Annotated in this window: 19 protein-coding genes; 12 read left to right on the top strand and 7 right to left on the bottom strand. The window is 71.8% G+C overall.

All coding sequences use genetic code 11. The annotated features are described in order from the left end of the window. Nucleotides 1-216: 216 nt before the first annotated feature. Together meaB and G9272_RS30615 are read right to left on the bottom strand one after the other, a co-directional pair. Nucleotides 217-1,173 carry a methylmalonyl Co-A mutase-associated GTPase MeaB gene (gene meaB / locus G9272_RS30620; RefSeq protein WP_171399499.1) on the bottom strand — a complete coding sequence of 319 codons (957 nt, stop codon included), beginning with the start codon at nucleotides 1,171-1,173 and terminating at the stop codon, nucleotides 217-219. A 56-nt stretch (nucleotides 1,174-1,229) separates the two neighbouring features. Further along, nucleotides 1,230-2,441, bottom strand: coding sequence for an acetyl-CoA C-acetyltransferase (locus G9272_RS30615; RefSeq protein ID WP_171399498.1), 1,212 nt, complete (start codon nucleotides 2,439-2,441; stop codon nucleotides 1,230-1,232). 151 nt (nucleotides 2,442-2,592) lie between these two features. Between G9272_RS30615 and mce the strand changes: the two genes are divergently transcribed. The 7 genes from mce (at nucleotide 2,593) to G9272_RS30580 (ending at nucleotide 12,404) form a co-directional block, all read left to right on the top strand. Continuing rightward, nucleotides 2,593-3,033 (top strand): methylmalonyl-CoA epimerase, encoded by a 441-nt coding sequence (mce, locus tag G9272_RS30610; protein WP_057603473.1) that lies wholly within the window; start codon nucleotides 2,593-2,595, stop codon nucleotides 3,031-3,033. Between the two features lie 232 nt (nucleotides 3,034-3,265). Next, nucleotides 3,266-7,147 (top strand): polarized growth protein Scy, encoded by a 3,882-nt coding sequence (gene scy / locus G9272_RS30605; RefSeq protein WP_171399497.1) that lies wholly within the window; start codon nucleotides 3,266-3,268, stop codon nucleotides 7,145-7,147. A 183-nt stretch (nucleotides 7,148-7,330) separates the two neighbouring features. After that, nucleotides 7,331-8,269, top strand: a complete 939-nt coding sequence (locus tag G9272_RS30600; protein ID WP_020131158.1) for a cellulose-binding protein — start codon at nucleotides 7,331-7,333, stop codon at nucleotides 8,267-8,269. A gap of 85 nt (nucleotides 8,270-8,354) precedes the next feature. Next, nucleotides 8,355-9,332 (top strand): ABC transporter ATP-binding protein, encoded by a 978-nt coding sequence (locus G9272_RS30595; protein ID WP_171399496.1) that lies wholly within the window; start codon nucleotides 8,355-8,357, stop codon nucleotides 9,330-9,332. Between the two features lie 2 nt (nucleotides 9,333-9,334). After that, entirely contained in the window at nucleotides 9,335-10,105 is a 771-nt protein-coding gene (locus G9272_RS30590) for an ABC transporter permease (protein WP_171399495.1), read from the top strand. Nucleotides 10,106-10,215: 110 nt separating this feature from the next. Continuing rightward, nucleotides 10,216-11,526: an ABC transporter ATP-binding protein gene (locus tag G9272_RS30585; RefSeq protein WP_171399494.1), complete on the top strand. Its 1,311-nt coding sequence runs from the start codon at nucleotides 10,216-10,218 to the stop codon at nucleotides 11,524-11,526. Then, a complete protein-coding gene (locus G9272_RS30580) occupies nucleotides 11,523-12,404 on the top strand; it encodes an ABC transporter permease (protein ID WP_171399493.1) in 882 nt (293 codons plus the stop codon). Before G9272_RS30585 ends, G9272_RS30580 begins: the two co-directional genes overlap by 4 nt. A 187-nt stretch (nucleotides 12,405-12,591) precedes the next feature. Here G9272_RS30580 and G9272_RS30575 read toward each other — a convergent pair whose 3' ends face one another. Continuing rightward, a complete protein-coding gene (locus tag G9272_RS30575; RefSeq protein WP_171399492.1) occupies nucleotides 12,592-12,924 on the bottom strand; it encodes an ATP/GTP-binding protein in 333 nt (110 codons plus the stop codon). A gap of 221 nt (nucleotides 12,925-13,145) precedes the next feature. On the opposite strand from G9272_RS30575, the gene G9272_RS30570 reads away from it, so the two are divergent. Then, nucleotides 13,146-14,174, top strand: a complete 1,029-nt coding sequence (locus tag G9272_RS30570; protein ID WP_171399491.1) for an LLM class flavin-dependent oxidoreductase — start codon at nucleotides 13,146-13,148, stop codon at nucleotides 14,172-14,174. Nucleotides 14,175-14,257: 83 nt separating this feature from the next. Here G9272_RS30570 and G9272_RS30565 read toward each other — a convergent pair whose 3' ends face one another. Beyond that, nucleotides 14,258-14,650: an SCO5389 family protein gene (locus G9272_RS30565; RefSeq protein ID WP_171399490.1), complete on the bottom strand. Its 393-nt coding sequence runs from the start codon at nucleotides 14,648-14,650 to the stop codon at nucleotides 14,258-14,260. 321 nt (nucleotides 14,651-14,971) lie between these two features. Here G9272_RS30565 and nucS point away from each other — a divergent pair, with 321 nt between their 5' ends. Continuing rightward, the gene (gene nucS / locus G9272_RS30560) at nucleotides 14,972-15,643 is read left to right on the top strand and encodes an endonuclease NucS (RefSeq protein WP_171399489.1); all 672 of its coding nucleotides are present in this window, start codon (nucleotides 14,972-14,974) and stop codon (nucleotides 15,641-15,643) included. Between the two features lie 70 nt (nucleotides 15,644-15,713). On the opposite strand, the gene G9272_RS30555 is transcribed toward nucS, so the two are convergent. Beyond that, complete coding sequence (locus tag G9272_RS30555; RefSeq protein ID WP_171399488.1) at nucleotides 15,714-18,251, bottom strand: ATP-binding protein; 2,538 nt, start codon at nucleotides 18,249-18,251, stop codon at nucleotides 15,714-15,716. 237 nt (nucleotides 18,252-18,488) lie between these two features. Beyond that, a complete protein-coding gene (locus G9272_RS30550; RefSeq protein WP_020131168.1) occupies nucleotides 18,489-18,812 on the bottom strand; it encodes an STAS domain-containing protein in 324 nt (107 codons plus the stop codon). 424 nt (nucleotides 18,813-19,236) lie between these two features. Here G9272_RS30550 and G9272_RS30545 point away from each other — a divergent pair, with 424 nt between their 5' ends. Further along, a complete protein-coding gene (locus tag G9272_RS30545; protein ID WP_171399487.1) occupies nucleotides 19,237-19,809 on the top strand; it encodes a cob(I)yrinic acid a,c-diamide adenosyltransferase in 573 nt (190 codons plus the stop codon). Here the strand turns inward: G9272_RS30545 and G9272_RS30540 are convergent. Then, the gene (locus G9272_RS30540; protein WP_171399486.1) at nucleotides 19,806-20,423 is read right to left on the bottom strand and encodes a hypothetical protein; all 618 of its coding nucleotides are present in this window, start codon (nucleotides 20,421-20,423) and stop codon (nucleotides 19,806-19,808) included. The two genes, G9272_RS30545 and G9272_RS30540, sit on opposite strands and share 4 nt — an antisense overlap. A 144-nt stretch (nucleotides 20,424-20,567) precedes the next feature. On the opposite strand from G9272_RS30540, the gene G9272_RS30535 reads away from it, so the two are divergent. Both G9272_RS30535 and G9272_RS30530 read left to right on the top strand, forming a co-directional pair. After that, a complete protein-coding gene (locus G9272_RS30535) occupies nucleotides 20,568-21,761 on the top strand; it encodes a sensor histidine kinase (protein ID WP_437184318.1) in 1,194 nt (397 codons plus the stop codon). Then, nucleotides 21,758-22,438, top strand: a complete 681-nt coding sequence (locus G9272_RS30530; protein WP_171399484.1) for a response regulator — start codon at nucleotides 21,758-21,760, stop codon at nucleotides 22,436-22,438. Before G9272_RS30535 ends, G9272_RS30530 begins: the two co-directional genes overlap by 4 nt. Nucleotides 22,439-22,516: the final 78 nt, after the last annotated feature.

Genomic DNA, 22,516 nt, shown 5'->3' with positions numbered 1-22,516 from the left:
CAAGAGAAGGAACATGAACGCGACCGTATCAGCGCGGCCCGGGGCCCGACGACGGCTTTTACGAACCGCTCGTCGGCTCGTCCCCGCGTCCGGGGCGGGCCGGTGCGCCGCCGGGCCCGGACGCGTCGCGCGACGCACGGCGGCGACCGCCGGGCAGACGCGCACCCGCCGACGTCCGCTCCGCGGCCCTGCCTCAGCCGCCCCGCGCTTGCCGCGTCAGCCGTGCGTCAGCCCCGCCACCAGTTCGTCCGCCGCCCGGTAGGGGTCCAGTTCGCCGGCGACGATGCGCTCGGCGAGCGTGCTCAGCCGGCGGTCGCCGTGCAGGTCCCCGATGCGTTCGCGCAGGGCCGTGACGGCGATCGTCTCCACCTCGCGGGCCGCGCGGGAGCGGCGCCGCTCGGTGAGGACGCCGTGCTCCTCCATCCACGCGCGGTGCTTCTCCAGCGCTTCGACGACCTCGTCGATGCCCTCGGCGCGGGCGGCGACCGTCTTCACGATCGGCGGGCGCCAGTCCCCGGGGCCGCGGGCCTCCCCGAGGCCGAGCATGTGGTTCAGCTCGCGGGCGGTGGCGTCGGCGCCGTCCCGGTCGGCCTTGTTGACGACGTAGACGTCGCCGATCTCCAGGATCCCGGCCTTGGCGGCCTGGATGCCGTCACCCATGCCGGGGGCCAGCAGGACGACACTGGTGTCCGCCTGCGACGCGATCTCGACCTCCGACTGGCCGACGCCGACCGTCTCGACCAGGATCACGTCGCAGCCCGCCGCGTCCAGCACCCGGATCGCCTGCGGGGCCGACCAGGCGAGGCCGCCCAGGTGGCCGCGGGTGGCCATCGAGCGGATGTAGACGCCGGGGTCGGAGGCGTGCTCCGACATCCGGACGCGGTCGCCGAGCAGGGCGCCGCCGGAGAACGGCGAGGACGGGTCGACGGCCAGCACCCCGACCCGTCTGCCCTGCTTGCGGTAGGCGGTGACCAGCGCGGACGTCGTCGTGGACTTGCCCACGCCCGGTGAACCGGTCAGGCCCACCACATACGCGTTGCCGGTGAGCGGGGCCAGCGCCTCCATGACCTCCCTGAGCTGCGGGGACGCCCCCTCCACCAGGGAGATCAGCCGGGCCACGGCCCGCGGCCGGCCTTCCCTGGCCTGGGCGACCAGCGAGGAGACGTCCTGCATCACAGCTCCGTTCAGATCCGTTCAGGGTAAGACGTGCACGAGGCGTGCGAGGGGGCTCAGGCCTTGGGTACCCGCACGATCAGCGCGTCACCCTGACCGCCGCCGCCGCACAGCGCGGCCGCGCCGACCCCGCCGCCCCGCCGCTTGAGCTCCAGGGCCAGGTGCAGGACGAGACGGGCGCCGGACATGCCGATCGGGTGGCCGAGGGCGATCGCGCCGCCGTTCACGTTCACCTTTTCCGTGGACACGCCGAGGTCCTTCATTGACTGCACCGCCACGGCGGCGAAGGCCTCGTTGATCTCGACCAGGTCGAGGTCGGAGACCTCCAGGCCGTCCTTCTTCAGGGCGTGCAGGATGGCGTTGGAGGGCTGGGACTGGAGCGAGTTGTCCGGCCCGGCCACATTGCCGTGGGCGCCGATCTCGGCGATCCACGAGAGGCCCAGCTGCTCGGCCTTGGCCTTGCTCATCACGACCACGGCCGCCGCGCCGTCGGAGATCTGCGAGGAGGTGCCCGCGGTGATCGTGCCGTCCTTGGTGAACGCCGGGCGGAGCTTGCCCAGGGACTCCGCGGTGGTGTCGGCGCGGATGCCCTCGTCCTTGCTGAAGACGACCGGCTCGCCCTTGCGCTGCGGGATCTCGACCGGGGTGATCTCGGCCGCGAAGATGCCGTTCTTCTGCGCGGCGGCGGCCCTCTGATGGCTCAGCGCGGCGATCTCGTCCTGCTCGGGACGCGCGATCCCGAGCCGCGTGTTGTGCTTCTCCGTGGACTCGCCCATGGCGATGTTCTCGAAGGCGTCGGTCAGACCGTCGTACGCCATCGCGTCGAGCATCTCGATCGCGCCGTACTTGAAGCCCTCGCGGGACTTCGGCAGCAGGTGGGGGGCGTTGGTCATGGACTCCTGGCCGCCGGCCACCACGATGTCGAACTCACCCGCGCGGATCAGCTGGTCGGCCAGCGCGATCGCGTCGAGGCCCGACAGACACACCTTGTTGATCGTGAGCGCCGGGACGCTCATCGGGATGCCGGCCTTGACCGCGGCCTGACGGGCCGGGATCTGCCCCGCCCCGGCCTGGAGCACCTGCCCCATGATCACGTACTGCACCTGGTCGCCACCGATCCCCGCACGGTCGAGGGCGGCCTTGATCGCGAAGCCGCCGAGGTCGGCTCCGGAGAAGGACTTCAGGGAGCCCAGCAGCCGTCCCATGGGCGTCCGCGCGCCCGCGACGATCACCGAGGTCGTGCCGTTGGTACCAGTCGAGTCAGTCATGAGCTGCGATTCCCCTTACCGGCCTGCACTGGCCGAGGAGTGAACGAGGGTTTACTTCGAATGTACTGAGTGGCACTCCGTGCCGTCATCGGGCCGTCAGTGTGATCGCGCGCACGTTGCGTAACCGTCACGGCCGCGCTCCACTGACAACATGCTGACGCGAATCGACCACATCGGGATCGCCTGCCACGACCTCGACGCGACCGTCGAGTTCTACCGTTCCACGTACGGCTTCGAGGTGTTCCACTCCGAGGTCAACGAGGAGCAGGGCGTGCGCGAGGCCATGCTCAAGATCAACGATACGTCCGACGGCGGGGCCTCCTACCTCCAGCTTCTGGAGCCGACACGACCGGATTCCACCGTCGCCAAGTGGCTCGACAAGAACGGCGAGGGCGTCCACCACATCGCTTTCGGTACGGCGGATGTCGACGCGGACGCCGCGGACATCAAGGACAAGGGCGTACGCGTTCTGTACGAAGAGCCGCGACGCGGCTCCATGGGGTCACGAATCACCTTCCTGCATCCAAAGGATTGCCACGGAGTACTGACAGAACTGGTCACATCGGCGCCTGTTGAGTCACCTGAGCACTGACCCTCGTACATATGGGCCGGTAGGGTTGGGGGCGGTCGCCGCTCACACCGGGGCGACCCGGTCCTGCCGTACGGCGGCGGGACGCAGCCGGGGTCCGGGTTTCGGGGGACGAGCGTCGGGGCAGCAGCCCATGCTCCGTCGTTGATCTGACACCATTCCCCGGGAGCCCCGTTCGGCGGATGGACGGAGCTCGTTCGGGAAGCTTGCGACCAGGGACGGATGGGACCGCGCAGTGCGGGGCTACGAGAGCCAGGAGCGGGAACCGGCGGCTGACGTCGACCACCTGACTCGGTTCGAAGCCGAGATGAAGCGGCTGAAGACCGAGCGGGAAAAGGCGATCCAGCATGCCGAGGACCTCGGCTACCAGGTCGAGGTGCTGCGCGCCAAGTTGCACGAGGCGCGGCGCACCATCATGTCCCGGCCCGCCTTCGACGGCGGCGACATCGGGTACCAGGCCGAGCAGATGCTGCGTAACGCGCAGATGCAGGCCGACCAGTTGCGGCAGGACGCCGAACGGGAGCTGAGTCAGGCCCGGGCGCAGACGCAGCGGATCCTCCAGGAGCACGCCGAACAGGCGGCCCGGCTCCAGGCGGAGCTGCACCAGGAGGCGGTGGCCCGTCGTCAGCAGCTCGACCAGGAGCTGGCCGAGCGCCGGCAGAACGTCGAGTCGCACGTCAACGAGAACGTGGCGTGGGCCGAGCAGTTGCGGGCCCGCACCGAGGCTCAGGCGCGCCGGCTGCTCGACGAGTCGCGGGCCGAGGCCGAGCAGGCCCTGACGGCCGCCCGCGCCGAGGCCGAACGGGTGGCCGCGGAGGCCCGCCAGCGGCTCCAGGCCGACGCCGAGGCGACCCGCGCGGAGGCCGAGCAGCTGCTGCTGCGGGCCCGCACGGACGCCGAACGGCTGCTGAACGCCGCTTCCAGCCAGGCCCAGGAGGCCAGCGACCACGCCGAGCAGCTGCGCACCTCCACCGTCACGGAGTCCGACGCGGCCCGCCGGCAGGCCGGTGAACTCAGCCGCGCCGCCGAGCAGCGCATGTCCGAGGCCGAGGAGGCGCTGCGCAAGGCGCAGGCCGAGGCCGACAAGGTGCTCGCGGAGGCGAAGGCCACCGCCGAGAAGGCGCTGGCCGGCGCGGAGGCGGCCAAGGAACAGCGCACCCGTACGGCGAAGGAGCAGGTCGCCCGGCTGGTCAGCGAGGCCACGAAGGAGGCCGAGGCGACCAAGGCGGACGCCGAGCAGGCCGTCGCCGACGCCCGTGCCGAGGCCGAGAAGATCGTCGCGGAGGCCTCCGAGAAGGCCCGCACGCTCACCGCCGAGGAGAGCGCGACCCAGCTGTCGAAGGCGGCGAAGACCGCCGAGGACGTCCTGAACAAGGCGCAGGAGGACGCGCAGAACACCACCAAGGCCGCCGCCGAGGAGGCCGAGCGGATCCGCCGCGAGGCGGAGACCGAGGCGGACCGGCTGCGTGCCGAGGCGCACGACATCGCCGAGCAGCTCAAGGGCTCGGCGAAGGACGACACCAAGGAGTACCGCGCCAAGACGGTCGAGCTCCAGGAGGAGGCCCGTCGGCTGCGCGGCGACGCCGAGCAGCTGCGCGCCGACGCGGTCGCCGAGGGCGAGAAGATCCGCGCGGAGGCCCGCAAGGAGGCCGTCCAGCAGATCGAGGAGGCGGCCAGGACCGCCGAGGAGCTGCTGTCCAAGGCGAAGGCCGACGCGGACGAGCTGCGCCAGAAGGCCACCTCGGACAGCGAGAAGGTGCGCACCGAGGCCATCGAGCGCGCCACCACGCTGCGCCGGCAGGCCGAGGAGACCCTGGAGCGCACCCGCGCGGAGGCCGAGCGCCAGCGCGACGAGGCGGTGGAGCTCGCCGAGACCATCACCTCGAACGCCGAGCAGGCCGCACGCGAGCTGCGCGAGGAGACCGAACGCGGGGTCGAGGCCCGGCAGGCGGAGGCCGCCGAGGAGCTGACCCGGCTGCACACCGAGGCCGAGGCCCGGCTCGCCTCCGCCGAGCAGGCGCTGACCGACGCCCGGGAGGAGGCCGCGCGGATCCGCCGCGAGGCCGGCGAGGAGACTGACCGGCTGCGCTCGGAGGCCGCGGAGCGGATCCGCACGCTCCAGCAGCAGGCCGCCGCGGAGGCGGACCGGCTGCGCGACGAGGCCGCCGGCGACGCCTCCGCCTCGCGCGCCGAGGGCGAGGCCGTCGCGGTACGGCTGCGCTCCGAGGCCGCCGCCGAGGCGGAGCGGCTGAAGTCGGAGGCGCAGGACACCGCCGACCGGGTGCGCGCGGAGGCGCAGGCCGCCGCCGAGCGGCTGGCCACCGAGGCGTCCGAGACGCTGGCCGCCGCCCAGGAGGAGGCGCTCCGGCGCCGCCGCGAGGCCGAGGAGCTCCTCGGTTCCGCCCGCCAGGAGGCCGACCAGGAGCGCGAGCAGGCCCGTCGGCAGAGCGAGGATCTGCTGGCCTCGGCGCGCAAGCGCGTGGAGGAGGCACAGACCGAGGCCGTCCGGCTGGTCGAGGAGGCCGACCGGCGGGCCAACGAGATGGTGTCGGCGGCCGAGCAGCACGCGCAGCAGGTGCGGGAGTCCGTCGTCGGGCTGCACGAGCAGGCGCAGGACGAGATCAACGGGCTGCGTTCCGCCGCCGAGCACGCGGCGGAGCGCACCCGGCGCGAGGCCGAGGAGGAGGCGGACCGGGTCCGTTCCGACGCCTACGCGGTGCAGGAGCGGGCGGCCGAGGACGCGAACCGGGTCCGGCGCGAGGCGAGCGAGGCGTCGGAGGCCGCGCAGGCGCTGGCCGAGCAGACCGTCGGCGAGGCGATCGCCGAGGCGGAGCGGATGCGCTCGGAGGCGTCCGCGCACGCCCAGCGGGTCCGCACCGAGGTCTCGGACGCCGTCGCCCAGGCCGACCAGGACGCCTCGCGGACCCGCGCGGACGCCCGGGACGACGCCAACCGCATCCGCTCGGACGCGGCGACGCAGGCCGACACCCTCATCACCGAGGCCCGCAACGAGGCGGAGCGGCTCCAGACGGAGACCATCGCGGAGGCCGAGCGCCTCCAGTCCGAGACGATCGCGGAGGCCGACCGGCTGCGGGCCGAGTCGGTCGCCAAGGCGGAGAAGCTGATCTCGGACGCCGCCGGGGACGCGGAGCGGCTGCGCGCCGAGGCCGCCGAGACGGTGGGTTCCGCGCAGCAGCACGCCGAGCGGATCCGCACCGAGTCCGAGCGCGTCAGGACGTCGGCGGCGGCGGAGGCCGACCGTCTGATGAGCGTCGCCCGCGAGGAGGCCGACTCGACGCTGGACGAGGCCCGCAAGGAGGCCAACAAGCGGCGCTCCGAGGCGGCCGAGCAGGTCGACACGCTCATCACGGAGACCGCGGCCGAGGCGGACAAGCTGCTCACGGAGGCACAGCAGCAGGCGCAGCAGGTCACGGCCGACGCGGAGGCGCAGGCCGACTCGATGGTCGGCGCGGCCCGCAACGAGGCCGAGCGACTGGTCTCCGAGGCGACGGTCGACGGCAACTCCCGGGTGGAGAAGGCCCGCACGGACGCCGACGAACTGCTGGTCGGCGCCCGCCGGGACGCGACCGCCATAAGGGAGCGGGCGGAGGAGCTGCGCGACCGCATCACGAGCGAGATCGAAGGGCTGCACGAGCGGGCCCGCCGTGAGGCCGCCGAGACGATGAGGACGACCGGCGACCGCTGCGACGCGCTCATCAAGGCGTCCGAGGAGCAGCTCGCCAAGGCGCAGGCCAAGGCGAAGGAGCTGGTGTCGGACGCCAACTCCGAGGCGGGCAAGGTGCGTATCGCCGCCGTGAAGAAGGCCGAGGGGCTGCTCAAGGAGGCCGAGCAGAAGAAGGCGACGCTCGTACGGGAGGCCGAGGAGCTCAAGGCCGAGGCGATCCGCGAGGCGCGCCGCACGGTCGAGGAGGGCAAGCGCGAGCTGGAGGTCCTGGTGCGCCGGCGTGAGGACATCAACGCCGAGATCTCCCGGGTCCAGGACGTGCTGGAGGCGTTGGAATCCTTCGAGGTCCCGACCGGCGCGAAGGACGGGGGCGTCAAAGCGGGCGCCGCCATCGGGGCGCCCCGATCGAGTGGGAAGCCGTCGGACAGCTAGTGAAATGTGTGAATTGCGTTAAAGTCTGAGGCCTTTGACCGGACCTTTGGCAAGCGGTCTGCCGCTCAGCCACCCAAAAGGGGTGTCATTCTCCAGATCAAACACGCATACGCTCGATGACACACCGCTCAGGCCCCTAGGATTCCACCTATCACCTCACCGGTCTCATTCGACAGGAACCCCATGAGCGACACTTCCCCCTACGGCTTCGAGCTTGTGCGGCGTGGGTACGACCGCGCTCAGGTGGACGAACGCATCTCGAAGCTCGTCTCCGACCGTGACAGCGCTCTGGCCCGTATCACTGCTCTGGAAAAGCGCATCGAGGAGCTCCACCTCGAGACGCAGAACGCCCAGGCTCAGGTAAGCGACGCGGAACCGTCGTACGCCGGTCTCGGCGCGCGTGTCGAGAAGATCCTCCGCCTCGCCGAGGAAGAGGCCAAGGATCTGCGCGAGGAGGCCCGTCGCGCGGCCGAGCAGCACCGTGAGCTCGCCGAGTCGGCGGCCCAGCAGGTGCGCAACGACGCAGAATCGTTCGCTGCGGAGCGCAAGGCCAAGTCCGAGGACGAGGGCGTCCGGATCGTCGAGAAGGCCAAGAGCGACGCGTCGCAGCTGCGTTCCGAGGCGCAGAAGGACGCGCAGTCGAAGCGTGAGGAGGCGGACGCCCTCTTCGAGGAGACCCGTGCCAAGGCCGCGCAGGCCGCCGCCGACTTCGAGACCAACCTCGCCAAGCGTCGCGAGCAGTCGGAGCGCGACCTGGCGTCCCGTCAGCAGAAGGCGGAGAAGCGTCTCGCGGAGATCGAGCACCGCGCGGAGCAGCTGCGCCTCGAGGCCGAGAAGCTGCGCACCGACGCCGAGCGCCGGGCCCGTCAGACCGTCGAGACGGCGCAGCGCCAGGCCGAGGACATCGTGGCCGACGCCAATGCCAAGGCGGACCGCATCCGTTCCGAGTCCGAGCGCGAGCTGGCGGCCCTCACCAACCGCCGCGACTCGATCAACGCCCAGCTGACGAACGTCCGCGAGATGCTCGCCACGCTGACCGGCGCCGCGGTGGCCGCGGCCGGCACGCCGTCCACGGACGACGAGCCGATCTCCCGCGGGGTCCCGGCGCAGCAGTCCCGGTAACGTCCACCGGTACGGCGACCGAACATCGGCGAAGCCCTCCGCCACTCCGGTGGCAGAGGGCTTTGTCGCGCTTTAGCGTGGCCGCATGATCGAGCTGTCGGGCCTGACGAAGCGGTACGGCGAGAAGGTCGCGGTGAACAACCTCACCTGCACCGTCAGACCGGGCATCGTCACGGGCTTCCTCGGTCCCAACGGCGCCGGCAAGTCCACCACCATGCGGATGATGCTGGGCCTCGACCGGCCGACCGCCGGGGACGTCCGGATCGACGGGCAGCACTACGACCGGCTGAAGGACCCCCTCAAGTACATCGGCGCCCTGCTGGACGCCAAGGCCATGCACGGCGGGCGCAGCGCCTTCAACCATCTGCTGTGCCTGGCGCAGAGCAACGGCATCCCGAAGAGCCGGGTGCACGAGGTACTGGACACCGTCGGTCTCACCTCCGTGGCGAAGAAGAAGGCCAAGGGGTTCTCGCTGGGCATGGGGCAGCGGCTGGGCATCGCGGGCGCGCTCCTCGGCGACCCCCGGATCCTGATGTTCGACGAGCCGGTCAACGGCCTCGACCCCGAGGGCATCCACTGGATCCGCAACCTGATGAAGTCCCTCGCCGCGCAGGGGCGGACCGTGTTCGTCTCCTCCCACCTCATGAGCGAGATGGCGCTGACCGCCGATCACCTCGTCGTCATCGGGCAGGGCCGGCTGCTCGCCGACACCTCGATGGCCGACTTCATCGCGCAGAACTCGCGCTCGTACGTCCGCATCCGTACCCCGCAGCGGGAGCGGCTGCTGGACGTGCTGCACGGCGCCGGGATCCTGGTCGTCGAGTCCGGCAGCGGGGTGCTGGAGGCCGACGGCGGCAAGTCCGAGCACATCGGGGAGCTGGCCGCGCAGCACCAGATCGTGCTGCACGAGCTGAGCCCCCAGCGGGCCTCCCTGGAGGAGGCGTTCATGCAGCTGACCGCGGAGTCGGTGGAGTACCACGCGCACACGGACACGCCCCCCGGCCCGCTCGAGCAGGTCGAGCGGCCCGGACCGCAGTGGGGCGACGACTGGACGAGGAGCTGATGATGGCGGCGACCCAGGTCGTCCGGTCCGAGTGGACCAAGATCCGGTCGGTGGCCTCCACCGTGTGGACGCTCTCGCTCGCCGTGGTGGTCACCATCGCCCTCGGCATGCTGATCTCGGCGCTGTCGAGGAACGAGTTCGACAACATGAGCCGCGACGACCGGCTCTCCTTCGACCCCACCTTCATCAGCTTCGCCGGGATGAGCCTCGGCCAGCTCGCGATGATCGTGTTCGGGGTGCTGGTCGTGTCGAACGAGTACAGCACCGGCATGATCCGCACCTCGCTGGCCGCCGTGCCGCAGCGCGGCACCTTCCTGTTCAGCAAGATCGCGGTGGCCACCGGGCTCGCGCTGGCCGTGGGGCTGGCCACCAGCTTCGTCACGTTCTTCCTGGGGCAGGCCATGCTCGGCTCCCACAGGGCGTCGATCGGGGACACCGGAGTCCTGCGGGCGGTCATCGGCGGCGGTCTGTACATGACGCTCATCGCCGTGTTCTCGATGGGTGTGGCCACGATGCTGCGCTCACCGATGCTGTCGCTCGGCATCCTGATGCCGTTCTTCTTCCTGATCTCCAACATCCTCGGCAACGTCTCCGCGACGAAGAAGATCGGCCGGTATCTGCCCGACCAGGCGGGCAGCAAGATCATGCAGGTGGTCACGCCGATCGACGACGACACCCCGTACGGCCCCTGGGGCGGGTTCGCCATCATGGCGCTGTGGGCGGTCGCCGCGCTCGCGGGCGGCTACCTCCTGCTGAAGAAACGCGACGCGTAACGCTTTGGGCTTTGCTTTCATTTGAGCGGAACCGTCAGCGCCCCGATAGTCTCCTAACCCTTACGGGGGCGTGTGCCCTGCTGTCCTGAACCTTTCGATGGGTGCGGAGCATGATCGAAGCAGTCGGCCTGACCAAGCGCTACGGCGACAAGACCGCTGTGTACAACCTTTCCTTCCAGGTACGGCCCGGCGCCGTCACCGGCTTCCTCGGGCCGAACGGCTCGGGCAAGTCGACGACCATGCGGATGATCCTGGGCCTGGACAACCCGACCTCCGGGACGGTGACGATCGGCGGCTACCCGTACCGCAAGCTGCCGAACGCCGCCCGCCAGGTGGGCGCCCTGCTGGATGCCAAGGCGGTGCACGGCGGCCGGCACGCCCGCAACCACCTGCTGAGCCTGGCCCAGCTGTCCGGCATCCCGGCCCGGCGGGTCGACGAGGTGCTCGGCGTGGTCGGCCTCCAGGACGTGGCGCGCAAGCGCTCCAAGGGCTTCTCCCTGGGCATGGGCCAGCGGCTCGGCATCGCCGCCGCGCTGCTCGGCGACCCGCAGGTGCTGCTCTTCGACGAGCCGGTCAACGGCCTCGACCCCGAGGGCATCCTCTGGGTGCGCAACCTGATGAAGTCGCTGGCCGCCGAGGGCCGCACGGTGTTCGTCTCCTCCCACCTCATGAGCGAGATGGCGGTGACCGCCGACCACCTGATCGTGATCGGGCGCGGGCAGCTGCTCTCCGACATGAGCGTGACGGACTTCATCTCGGCCAACTCCGCCGACTTCGCGCGGGTCCGCACCCCGCACACCGAACCGCAGCTGCGCGAGAAGCTGGCCTCCGCGCTCACCGAGGCGGGCGGCCATGTGATGCCCGAGCAGGACGGCGCGCTGCGGGTGACCGGGCTGCCGCTGCCTCGCATCAGCGACATCGCCCATGACACCGACGTACGCCTGTGGGAGCTGTCGCCGCACCAGGCCTCGCTGGAGGAGGCGTACATGCGGATGACGCAGGGCGCCGTCGACTACCGGTCCACCATCGACCAGAAGGCCGGCCTCCAGCAGCAGCTGCCGCTCGGCGCACAGCCGCCCATGCCGGTGCCGGGCCAGGGCCAGCCGGGCTGGTACGCCCCGCCGCCCCCGCAGCACCCCGGATACGCGCCGCCGCAGCCGGCCCAGACGCCCCCGGCGGCCTCCTACGGGGCGTACGGCGCCCCCGGGGCACCCGCCACGGCGCCCGACCCGAACGGGGCCAACCCGTACGCGCAGGCGCCCGCACAGGCCCCGGCCCAGCCGCCGGCCCCGGCATCGCTGGAGAAGGCGCCGCCCGCGGCCGCCCCCGCCCCGGTGGCCGCCGCGCCCGAGCCGGCCCCGGCCGCACCCGCCGCGCCCGCCCCCGACGCCGCCCCGACCAAGTCCGAGGACGCCCGATGAGCACCCCGCAGCACCCGTCGCCGCAGGCCGCGCCCGCCTGGCAGGGGGCGCCCGGCCCCGCGTACGCCGCGACCGGCCCCGCCTACACCTCGCCGATCCCGATCGTGCGCACGCACCTCGGGCACGCCATCGCCTCGGAGTGGACGAAGATCCGCTCGGTGCGCTCCACGATGTGGACGCTGGGCGTGTTCGTGCTGCTCGTCGTCGGCATCGGACTACTGGCCGGCGCCGTCGTCGCCGCGAACGCGACCGAGGGCGACCTCGCGGGCGACACCGCCCTGTCGTTCGGCTTCTTCGGGCTGCTCCTGGGCAGCATGTGCGTCATCACGCTCGGCGTGCTGACCACGGCCTCGGAGTACGGCACCGGCATGATCCGGACGACGATGGTGGCCTGCCCGTCCCGCGGCCGGGTGCTCGCCGCGAAGGCGGTCGTGTTCTTCGCCGTCGCGTTCGTCGTCACGCTCGTGTCCTCGGGCTTCGTCGCCATGGTGGACGTGGGCATGCTGGGCGACGCCCGGCAGCCGACCGGCTCGGAGTGGCTCAAGGCCACCTTCGGTGTGTCCCTCTACATCGCGCTGCTCGGGCTGATCTCGCTGGCCGTCGGCTCGATCATCCGGCACTCGGCCGGCGCCATCACCATCATGATCGGCGTCCTGCTGGCCCCGCTGGTCATCGCGATCTTCATGTTCTCGTCCTCGCTGGAGGACCTGCGCCAGGCCCTGTTCGAGTACTCGATCCCGAACCAGCTGAGCGTCTTCTACTCGACCTCGCTCAGCGAGAGCGGGCCGAGCGGCTGGGACCCGCTGTGGATCGCGCTCGGCGTGACCGCCGCCGTGCTCGGCGGCGCCTTCGCCCTGCTGGAGAAGCGCGACGTCTGAGGGCTAGGGCCTGTTCGGCGGATCAGGTCGGAGGAAAGCCACGGCACCTCATCACTGCGGGTGAGCGGGGTCTGCGTTGAGCTGCAAGGCGGAGGAGGGCGTCGACGCGGAGCGTCGGCAACCGACGACAACGCCGCAGATCGGCGTGCCAGACCCCGCGTCTCCGGCATGATCCGCCGGACAGGCCCTAAAACTTCGGCGCGTTACGGGACCGCCGCACCCCTGGGGTGCGGCGGTCCCGTGCGTTCCAGCACGCCTTGTGCCAGTGCCGGCGGTCGTCGACGCCCGCGTGCTCGGGCCAGACGACGACATGCGGCACACCGTCGGGGATCAGCTGGTCGCAGCCGGGGCACCGGTACGCCTTGCCCTGCGCGCTCGCGCCGGCCACGTGCCGCACGCTCCACTGCTCGCCCTGCCAGCTCTCCGCGGACTGCCAGCCGCCGTAACGGCTCGCGCGGTCGTCCTCGGCGCTCTGGTCGGACGAGCCCTCACCCTTGGGGCGGTTGCGACGCGGGGACACGGGACACCTCACGGGCTATACAGGAAGCAGGATTGGTGTCCAGCCTACGCGGCGTGCGCGCGGGTACCCGTAGGGCAGCGGTCCCCACAAGTCGCCCTCCCCGGCGCCCCATTCTCCAGACAATCCGCAAATCTCTCCGCCAGGCCGTGTCCTCGGCACGTGTCAGACGGTTATGCCGGGTGGGGGAGCTCCGTGTCGGAGCCAAGGAAGCAGGAAAGTCCATGCGCGTTGGAAGTTTCGTGTTGGGAGCCCAGTTCCCCGGCCAGGGTCAGGGCGAGGCGCTGCACCGCGCGGTCCGCTCGGCCGAGGTGGCCGAGGAGGCGGGCCTCGACTCGGTCTGGCTGGCCGAGCACCACTTCGTGCCGTACGGCACGTGCCCGTCGGCGGTCACGCTCGCCGCTCTGCTGCTGGGCCGCACCCGCCGCATCCGGGTCGGCACCGCGGTCAGCGTACTGCCCACCGTCCACCCCGTCGCCCTGGGCGAGCAGGCCGCGCTGCTGCACTTGACGAGTGGCGGCCGCTTCTCGCTGGGCGTGGGGCGCGGCGGCCCGTGGGTGGACCTGGAGGTGTTCGGCGCGGGCCTGGAGGCGTACGAGCAAGGGTTCCCGGAATCACTCGATCTGCTGGTGCGCTGGCTGCGCGACCCCTCGGTGGGGGCCGACGGCGAGCGGTTCCGCTTCCGCGAAGTCCCCGTCGTCCCCAGGCCGTCGGAGGCGCTCACGGACGCGTCGGGCCCGGAGGTCGTCGTCGCGTGCACCTCGCCGGCGAGCGTACGGCTGGCCGCCGAGCGCGGGCTGCCGATGCTCCTCGGCATGCACGTGGGGGACGAGGAGAAGGCCGAGATGGTCGCCGCGTGGCGGCAGTACGCGCGCGCGGCCGGGCGGTCCGGGGACGAGATCCGGGGCGCGGCGCATGTCTCGGCGGGGGTCTGCCAGATCGCGGACCGGCGCACGGACGCGGTGGAGACCCTGGTGAAGGCGATGCCGGGCTGGCTGAGGCAGGGACTCGACGCGCATGTCACGGTGGACGGCCGGGCCCGTTCCATGCGGGACCCGGTGGCGTACACCGAACTGCTCTGCGGGCTGCACCCGGTGGGCACCCCACGGCTGTGCGTCGACCGCCTCGCGGCGACCAGCGAGCGGACCGGCATCTCGCGTTTCGCCCTGCTGGTCGAAGGTTCCGGCGACCTGGCGGCCACCGAGGAGAACGTACGGCGGCTGGGCTCGGAGGTGCTCCCCCACCTCCGGTGAACAGCCCAGCCGGCCGCGAGGCTTGCCACTCCCGTACCGATGGATCCTCCCGCGTCAGGAGCGGCAAGCAACAAGCTCACGTGTCAGCAGTCCCGGAATTCCGGGGACTGGTTCAGCACCTGGCTGCGGACCGAGGTGAAACGGGCGAGCTTCTCGTCGACAGCCGGCTCCAACGGGAACACCGCCACCCGGTGGCAGTTCTGGAAGGCCAGCCGCACACCGAAGTGCCGCTGAAGCGCGCCGCGTATGGCGTCACTCGCGAGCGCGCGCAGCAACTGCCCGCGTGCCTGCTCGTCCGGCGGGGGCGTCTGGTTGTCGGCGAAGTCTCCGCCGTCCACCTTCAGCTGGGCCACCAGGGAGCTGACCATCTCCCATGCGTAAGGCAGGGAGGTCCGGACGCAGTCGACGAATTCTACTTCGTCGACCTCGCCTCGCTCGGCCTGTTCGAGTAGGGCCGGTGAGACGTCGAGCGACATGGGTACTCCTCTCGCACCCCCGGAACAACAGGGGTTGCCGGACAGGGAAAGGGAGTTCGCATGCCGAAACACCGCACACGCTGAGTACACGCATCGCGACCTCCCGTTCACTACGGTAGGCAACGGACCGTGACCGCACCAGGAGAATGGGCACATAGGGAACTCCAAGTAGGCACACAATCGGCCACTGTCGAGCAGCTGGCGAACGATGGGTTACCAGGTCGAAAGGGGCGGGCCCGAAGGGGCCTCGGTTGAGGGTGGGGGTGGGAGACGGGCGGGCGAATCGCGTGCCCGGTGGGGCGTCGGATAGCGTTGTGCACCATGCGTCTCGTCATCGCCCGGTGCTCCGTGGACTACGCCGGCCGGCTCACCGCCCACCTGCCCTCCGCCCCTCGTCTCATCCTGGTGAAGGCGGACGGCAGCGTCTCGATCCACGCGGACGACCGGGCCTACAAGCCCCTGAACTGGATGTCGCCGCCCTGCACTCTGAAGGAGGGCACGGGCGAAGAGGAAGGCGTCTGGACCGTCGTCAACAAGGGCGGAGAGAAGCTCATCATCACGATGGAGGAGATCCTCCACGACTCGTCGCACGAACTCGGCGTCGATCCCGGCCTGATCAAGGACGGCGTGGAAGCACACCTCCAGGAGCTGCTCGCCGACCGCATCGAGACCCTCGGCGAGGGCTACACCCTCATCCGCCGCGAGTACATGACCGCCATCGGCCCGGTCGACATCCTGTGCCGGGACGCGGAGGGGCAGACCGTCGCGGTGGAGATCAAGCGGCGCGGCGAGATCGACGGCGTCGAGCAACTCACGCGCTATCTGGAGCTGTTGAACCGCGACCCGCACCTCGCCCCGGTCCGCGGCGTCTTCGCGGCCCAGGAGATCAAGCCCCAGGCCCGTGTGCTCGCCACGGACCGCGGCATCGGCTGCCAGGTCCTGGACTACAACGCGATGCGGGGCATCGAGGACGACAAGCTGCGGCTGTTCTGACCCACTCACCCGTACGACGAGAGGGCCGGGTTCCTGGAGAGGAACCCGGCCCTTTCATGTGCCCGACGGCTCAGATCACCGAGTCCGAGGAGGAGGGCGTGGTGTCCGCCGTGCTCGGCGACACCGGGGCGCTTGAGGTGGTACCGCTGGCCGAGGTCCCGGTGGACGGGTCGCCGGTGGGGGTTCCGCTGGGCGGGTCGGTGGTCTCGGTCGGAGGCGTCGTGCTCGGCGTGGTGGACGAACTCGGCGACGACGACGGTGATGACGAGGGCTTCGGACTCGTGCTCGACGACGGCTTCGAGGTCGGCGTCGGGGACGACCCACCGCCCCCCGACCCGTGTGAGCTGCTCGCCTCCGACGACGGCTCCGCCTCCCCCGTGGAGGTCGGGTCGTCCGAGGTGCCCATCGTGCCGTCCGGGCCCGGGTCCGTCGGCCTGCTGGTCGCCTCGCCCGTGTCGGCGGAACCGGCGTCGTCGCCCGGGGTGTCCGAGTCCAGGCCGCCGTCGTCCAGGCCGGTGCTGGCGGACGGGTTGACGCCGACCCGGTCGGAGGGGTCGTTGGCGTCGTTGTTGGAAGTCGCGCCGAGCGTCACGACCGTGCCGAGGACGGCGACGAGCAGCGCGCCCGCGCCGGCCGCGACCAGGTTGCGCTTGGCCAGGCTCTTCAGGCCGCCCCGGTTGTGGCGGACCGGCGGACCGACGGGCTCACGGCGGGCGACGACGGTCTCGGCCTCCGGCGGGTAGGTCGGGAGCACCGCCTGGATGCCGCGTGGCGGGGACGCCGACTCCTCGTGGCGGGCGTCGGGCACCTCCTCGCCGGCCGTCGCCGCCGCGAGGCCGGGTATGTCCCCGGAGCGGTCGGTGACCAGGGCGAGGGCGCGGCGGCCTGCGACGGTGCCGCGCTTGTCGGCGATCGCCCCGCGCAGGGCGAGGGAGGCCTCCAGCTCGGAGCGGGCCCGGTCGAGATCTCCGCCGCAGAGGGCGAGGACGCCCAGTTCGTGGTGGAAGTAGGCGCGGTCGGCGGACTCCCCGGCGAGCCGGGCGGCCTCGGCGCCCTCGTGCAGGGTGCTCTCCCAGGCGCTCCAGTGCAGGCCCGCGGCGAACGCGGGCGCAGCGGTGCGAGCAAGCTGGACGGCGGTGGACTCCTCGTCCTCGCCGGTCCGGGTCGTCGTGGGGACGATCACGGTGAGGGCGGCGAGCACGGCGTCGGCCTCCGCGCAGACCCGCTCGGGTGTGACCGAGGGGTGTCCGGCCCACCAGGCGTAGTGCTGGGCGGCGGAGTGGGCGCGGGTCTCGACGTCGTCGGCGTATCCGGCGGCCTCGAGCTGGGTCTGGACGCCGGCGGCGAGCCGGTAGCGGGTGCCGACCGGGGAGACGAGTCCGCAGGCGGCCAGTTCACCGAGGGCCGCGTCGGCGTGGGTGTCGCCGACCAGGGCGGGCAGGTGCGCCTGGTGCGGGACCTCGCCGTCCAGGGCGACGGCGAAGCGCAGGGTGGCGCGGGCGGAGGCGCTGAGGCGGGCGGCGAGCAGCGGCGCGGGCGCGGCGGCCTCGCCGAGCGAGGGCAGGGGTATCTCCTCGGCCTCGCCGGCTCCGGCAAGGCCGTCGACGGAACCGGCGAGCGGCCGGGCGTCCTCGAAGACACCGAACGCGTCGACCGCGTCGGCGCCGGCCCGCAGCTGGTCGCGCTGCGAGAGCAGGGCGCCGGCCTGGACGAACCGGAGCGGCAGGCCCTCGGACTCGAACCACAGGTCGCCGGCCCAGTTGGCCTCCTCCTCGGTGAGGACGCGGCCGACGGCGTGCTCGATCACCTCGACGCCGCCCGCGCGGTCCAGTCCGGAGAGGACGACCTCCTCGACGGCGGACTCCGCGGAGGGCAGCGGGGTGTCCGGGGTCGCGCCGAGCAGGAAGGCGCACTCGGGCGTCGCGTCCAGGAGTTCGTCGAGGGCGGTGCCGCCGAGGTCGAGGTCGTCGACCACGACGACCGCGCCGATCTCGCGGACCAGGGCGCTCAGGTCGTCGCCCTCGGGGCGGTACCGGGGGGCGTCGTAGACGGCGTGGAAGAGGTCGTGCAGCAGGTCGGCCGAGGTGCGACGGAAGCCGGTGAGGCGGACGACGCCGTCGGGGGCGAGGTCCTCGCAGTCCTCGGCGACGAGGTCGAGAAGGCTGGTGCGGCCGGAGCCGGCCGGGCCGGTGAGGCGGACGGAGCGGCCACGGGCCAACAGGCGGACCAGTTGTTCGCGTTCGTCCTGGCGGCCCAGGAGCGGCTGGGCGGGCCGGGCGGTTCCGGCGGGGGCCGGCGGCCGGGCGGCGCGCTCGGCCTCGGCTCGCTGCTCCGCGGTGCGCTTGGCGGGGCGCTCCGGTATTTCTCCCCCGCTCTCGGCTGCGCTCGAGCGGGAGGGGCCCCCGGGCGGGCGGAGTTCTATCTCGCTGCCGTCGACCGGGTTGACCGTGAGCAGGTGTTCGCCCGCGACGAGCCGCACGGTGCGGGCCAGGGCCGGCGTGTGCTGGCCGAAGTCGGGTGTGAGGGGGTCCCTGGACGGGCGCGGGCGCGGCGTGCCGCCGTCGTCGTCCTGGCCGTACTCCTCGGGTCCCCGGGTGTTCGGGTCCATAGGTTCAAGCCCCCCAAAAGCGTCGTGTGGCGGTAGCCCCTCCCGGCCTTGCTGCACACTGCGCTGTCGCTTCTGGTCCGGTGCCCGCTCGAGGGCTGAGAGCGGCGGGCAGACGAACCGTAAACCTTCGCACAGTATCTACGACAGCCCGGGGTGCCGGGCCGCCCGAACCGTCACAGTCTCGTGAGGATTGCGCCCGTCGAATGTTTCGCGCCGCAGGCCACGCCCCCTCGGGGGTCAGACCCGGGGCAGGGACTCCACTCCGATACCGCCCTCGATCGCGAGGATCCGGTGCAGTCGGGTGGCCACCAGCAGGCGTTGCATCTGCGGAGGCACCCCGCGCAGCACCAGGCGGCGGCCGCACCGGCCGGCCCGTCGGTGGACGCCCATGATGACGCCGAGTCCGGTGGCGTCCCAGGAGTCCAGCTCGGACAGGTCGAGCACCAGGTCGCCGACTCCGTCGTCCACGGCCGTGTGCAGAGCCGTACGGGCGTCCGCCGCACTGCGGACGTCGAGACGGCCCCCGACGACCAGCTCTACGTGGTCGCCCCTGATGTGCATAGCGCTCCCCTAAGCGTGCGTCTCGTGCTCCGCGGTGTGGTGTCCGGTGTTGCATCCTCTGACTGCGGGAGGCGGTCGGAGGTTGCCGTCTGTGAGCGAACCGATACCGAATTCACTCGCAGGGGTGAGGCCCATGGGGCCTGTGCGGTTTCGGTGCTTGTAGAAGCCCTGCCCGCTCAGGCGTCCGATGTCACCGGCGTCAACCATCCGGCGCAGCCGCTCCGCATGCCTCTCGGCGGGAGATTAGCGGGCGTGAGGCGCTGTGTGACCGGTTAGTAACGCGGCTCACGTCTCAGGGCGTGAGACGCCGGTCACGTCGTCAATTACTGTCCGATTCACGACGATTGGACCGGGACTGACCAGGCTCCGACAGCAGTGACGAAGGGAACCGAACGGATTCTCCGGGACGGTCTAGATTGGCCGCATGGTCAATCTGACGCGCATCTACACGAGGACCGGCGACCAGGGCACCACCGCTCTCGGCGACATGAGCCGGGTCGCCAAGACCGACCTGCGGATCGCCGCGTACGCCGACGTCAACGAGGCGAACGCGGCGCTCGGCACGGCACTCGCCCTGGGCGGACTGGACGAGGAGCTCGTCGTGGTGCTCACCCGGGTCCAGAACGACCTGTTCGACGTGGGCGCGGACCTGTCGACGCCGGTGGTGGAGAACCCGGAGTTCCCGCCCCTGCGGGTCGAGCAGTTCTACGTCGACCGTCTGGAGGCGGACTGCGACCGGTTCAACGAGCGGCTGGAGAAGCTGCGGTCGTTCATCCTGCCCGGCGGCACCCCGGGCGCGGCCCTGCTCCACCAGGCCTGCACGGTCGTCCGGCGGGCCGAACGCTCCACCTGGGCTGCGCTGGAGGTGCACGGTGAGTGGATGAACCCGCTCACCGCGACCTACCTCAACCGGCTCTCGGACCTGCTGTTCATTCTGGCCCGCACCGCCAACAAGGCGGTCGGCGACGTGCTCTGGGTGCCGGGCGGGGAGCGCTAGCGCATCTTGGCCGGTTCCCGCTCCGATCCGCCGTCCGGTCCGCCGTCCGGTCCGCCGTTCGGTTCGGACTTCGGTTCGGACTTCGGTTCGGACTTCGGGAACAGGGTGTAGCTCCCCGCGATGACGAGGTTGATGCCGATCACCCACAGCATCCGCAGCTGCCACGCCCGCAGCGAGCCGGTCCCGCCGTGCCCGCCGACGTACCAGACGGCCGCCTGGAGCAGCGCCACGGCGACCAGTGCGGCGAGGGTCCAGCGGCCCGCGACCTTCCATTCGTGGACGGCGCGGGCCCTGCCGTACTTCGGCGGCCGCACGGGCGGCGGGCCGCCGGCGAAGCGGTGGGCGACCCGGGCGTCCGCCCACTTGACGGTGGAGTGGCCGAGGCCCACGGTGAAGCCGATGTAGACCGCGGCGAGGCCGTGCCGCCAGTCCGGCTCGGCGCCGTGTCTGAGGTCGATCGCGGTCACCGCGAACAGCACGACCTCCAGCAGCGGCTCGCACAGCAGCAGGGCCAGCCCCAGCCGCGGCATCCGGAACACGTACCGGAAGGCCAGTCCGGCGGCCAGCAGCACCCAGAAGGCCACCTCGCAGGCGATGATCAGTCCGACGATCACGGTTCGCTCCTCTCGCTCACCCTTCCAGGCTCCCGGGCGGGAGATCGCGTCTCGTCGTCGGCGGTGACGAACTCGCGGTACATCGAAAGATGCAGTTCGGGACCGTTCCCGGGGAGCAGGCGGACGGGAGGCGAGGCGTGTTGGATGGAGGGCATGGCCGTCCGAGAACTGCACCGCCTGCGTCGCCCGCACCGCTTCGACGTGTACATCGCGGTCGGCGGGCTGCTCGGTGGGCTGCTGCTGGTCGCCATCGGTCTGGGCACCCGGCCGTCCGACGATCCGATCGCGCTCCTGGACGGCCCCTGGCCGGTCCTGGTGCCGCTCTGCGTGATGGCCGGCTGTGAGGTGCTGCGCCGGATCGCGCCGCGCACGGCCCTGCTGATCGGCACGGCCGCGATCGTCCTGGACACCCTGACCCAGGGCAACCTGTTCACGGTGCTGATGTACACCGACGTGATGTACGCGGCCGTCCTGTACGGCCCGCTCGCGTCGGCCCGCCGGATCCAGTGGATCACCGGACTGCTGACGGTGGCCGGGACGCTGGTGCCGTTCGCGGTGTGGCGGGTGCCGGAGGCCCTGCTGATCGGGGTGGTGGTCGGCATCGTGGCCTACGGGCCCGCCGCCACCGGCTGGATCGTGCGCAACCACCGCGACGCGGCCGAGGCGGCCCGGCTGCGGGCCGAACAGACCGCGCTGCTCGCCGAGATGGACCGCGCCCAGGCCGTCACGACCGAACGGGCCCGGATGGCGCGGGAGTTGCACGACATGGTCGCCAACCACCTGTCCGCGATCGCCATCCACTCGACGGCGGCGCTCTCGATCGACGACCCGGACACATCCAGGCAGGCGCTGTCCGTCATCCGCGAGAACAGCGTCGAGGGGCTGGCGGAGATGCGGCGGCTGATCGGGATCCTGCGCGACGGCAGCGGGGACCGCGAGCCCGCCGCGGCCCCCACCCTGGACGGCCTGGAGGCTCTCGTCGACGGCGCCCGCGCCAATGGTCTCGACGTCACCCTCGACTCCGCGCACGGTGAGGTACCCGCCCCCGTCGAACTCGCCGCCTACCGGATCGTCCAGGAGTCGCTGACCAACGCGCTGAAGCACGCCTGCCCCGGCCGGGTCACCGTCGCCCTCGTCCAGCGCGACGGGGTGCTCGACGTGCGGGTGCGGAGTCCCTACGGCCATCGGGACGGGCCCCGCGCCCCCGGCTCCGGCGCCGGGCTCGTCGGGATGCGGGAGCGTGCGGCGCTGCTGGACGGCACGTTCGACGCCGGCCCCGAGGACTCCTGCTGGACGGTGCGTGCCACATTCCCCCTGGTCGAAGGAGAGCCCGTATGAGCTCCGCCATCCGGGTCCTCGTCGCCGAGGACCAGTCCGCCGTGCGCGCCGGGCTCGTCCTGATCCTGGGCAGCGCGTCCGACATCGAGGTGGTGGGCGAGGCGGCGGACGGGGAGCAGGCGGTCGCGCTGGCCCGCGAGTTGCGGCCCGACGTGGTGCTGATGGACGTTCAGATGCCGCGCCTCGACGGGGTGTCGGCGACCCGGAAGGTCGTCGAGGAGGGTCTCGCCGACGTCCTGGTGCTGACCACCTTCGACCATGACGAGTATGTGTTCGGGGCGCTGCGGGCGGGCGCGGCGGGCTTCCTGCTGAAGAACACGGAGGCGAGGGACCTCCTGGCGGCGGTGCGTACGGTGGCCGCCGGGGAGGGGCTGATCGCTCCCGCGGTGACCCGCCGGCTGATCGCCGAGTTCGCCGCGAAGCCGGTGCGGGCGCCGAAGGCCGACCCCGCCGTCCTGGACGCCCTCACCCGGCGCGAGCGCGAGGTGCTGGCCTGTCTGGGCGAGGGGATGTCCAACGCGGGCATCGCCGGGCGCCTCGACATGGCGGAGGCGACGGTGAAGACGCATGTCAGCCGTCTGCTGGGGAAGCTGGAGCTGCGCAGCCGGGTGCAAGCGGCGGTGCTGGCCCAGGAGTTGGGGATCCAGGCGGGATCCGAGGGGGCTCCGGAGGTTTAGCGGGCCGCAGTGGTCCAGACCTATTGACCTGTGGTCCAGACCTTTCTATTCTCGCGGCACCGTGGGCGTGAAGGCTCA

The organism is Streptomyces asoensis (assembly GCF_013085465.1).
Taxonomy (GTDB): domain Bacteria; phylum Actinomycetota; class Actinomycetes; order Streptomycetales; family Streptomycetaceae; genus Streptomyces; species Streptomyces cacaoi_A.
The sequence above is the reverse complement of the archived record's forward strand: the minus strand, read 5'-3'. Positions and strand labels throughout refer to the sequence as shown.

What these genes read in the sequence shown, in the direction of transcription:
- meaB (WP_171399499.1), bottom strand. Translation starts at nt 1,173, where the DNA reads ATGCAGGACGTCTCCTCGCTGGTCGCCCAGGCCAGGGAAGGCCGGCCG.
- G9272_RS30615 (WP_171399498.1), bottom strand. Translation starts at nt 2,441, where the DNA reads ATGACTGACTCGACTGGTACCAACGGCACGACCTCGGTGATCGTCGCG.
- mce (WP_057603473.1), top strand. Translation starts at nt 2,593, where the DNA reads ATGCTGACGCGAATCGACCACATCGGGATCGCCTGCCACGACCTCGAC.
- G9272_RS30600 (WP_020131158.1), top strand. Translation starts at nt 7,331, where the DNA reads ATGAGCGACACTTCCCCCTACGGCTTCGAGCTTGTGCGGCGTGGGTAC.
- G9272_RS30595 (WP_171399496.1), top strand. Translation starts at nt 8,355, where the DNA reads ATGATCGAGCTGTCGGGCCTGACGAAGCGGTACGGCGAGAAGGTCGCG.
- G9272_RS30590 (WP_171399495.1), top strand. Translation starts at nt 9,335, where the DNA reads ATGGCGGCGACCCAGGTCGTCCGGTCCGAGTGGACCAAGATCCGGTCG.
- G9272_RS30585 (WP_171399494.1), top strand. Translation starts at nt 10,216, where the DNA reads ATGATCGAAGCAGTCGGCCTGACCAAGCGCTACGGCGACAAGACCGCT.
- G9272_RS30580 (WP_171399493.1), top strand. Translation starts at nt 11,523, where the DNA reads ATGAGCACCCCGCAGCACCCGTCGCCGCAGGCCGCGCCCGCCTGGCAG.
- G9272_RS30570 (WP_171399491.1), top strand. Translation starts at nt 13,146, where the DNA reads ATGCGCGTTGGAAGTTTCGTGTTGGGAGCCCAGTTCCCCGGCCAGGGT.
- G9272_RS30565 (WP_171399490.1), bottom strand. Translation starts at nt 14,650, where the DNA reads ATGTCGCTCGACGTCTCACCGGCCCTACTCGAACAGGCCGAGCGAGGC.
- nucS (WP_171399489.1), top strand. Translation starts at nt 14,972, where the DNA reads ATGCGTCTCGTCATCGCCCGGTGCTCCGTGGACTACGCCGGCCGGCTC.
- G9272_RS30555 (WP_171399488.1), bottom strand. Translation starts at nt 18,251, where the DNA reads ATGGACCCGAACACCCGGGGACCCGAGGAGTACGGCCAGGACGACGAC.
- G9272_RS30550 (WP_020131168.1), bottom strand. Translation starts at nt 18,812, where the DNA reads ATGCACATCAGGGGCGACCACGTAGAGCTGGTCGTCGGGGGCCGTCTC.
- G9272_RS30545 (WP_171399487.1), top strand. Translation starts at nt 19,237, where the DNA reads ATGGTCAATCTGACGCGCATCTACACGAGGACCGGCGACCAGGGCACC.
- G9272_RS30535 (WP_437184318.1), top strand. Translation starts at nt 20,568, where the DNA reads ATGGAGGGCATGGCCGTCCGAGAACTGCACCGCCTGCGTCGCCCGCAC.
- G9272_RS30530 (WP_171399484.1), top strand. Translation starts at nt 21,758, where the DNA reads ATGAGCTCCGCCATCCGGGTCCTCGTCGCCGAGGACCAGTCCGCCGTG.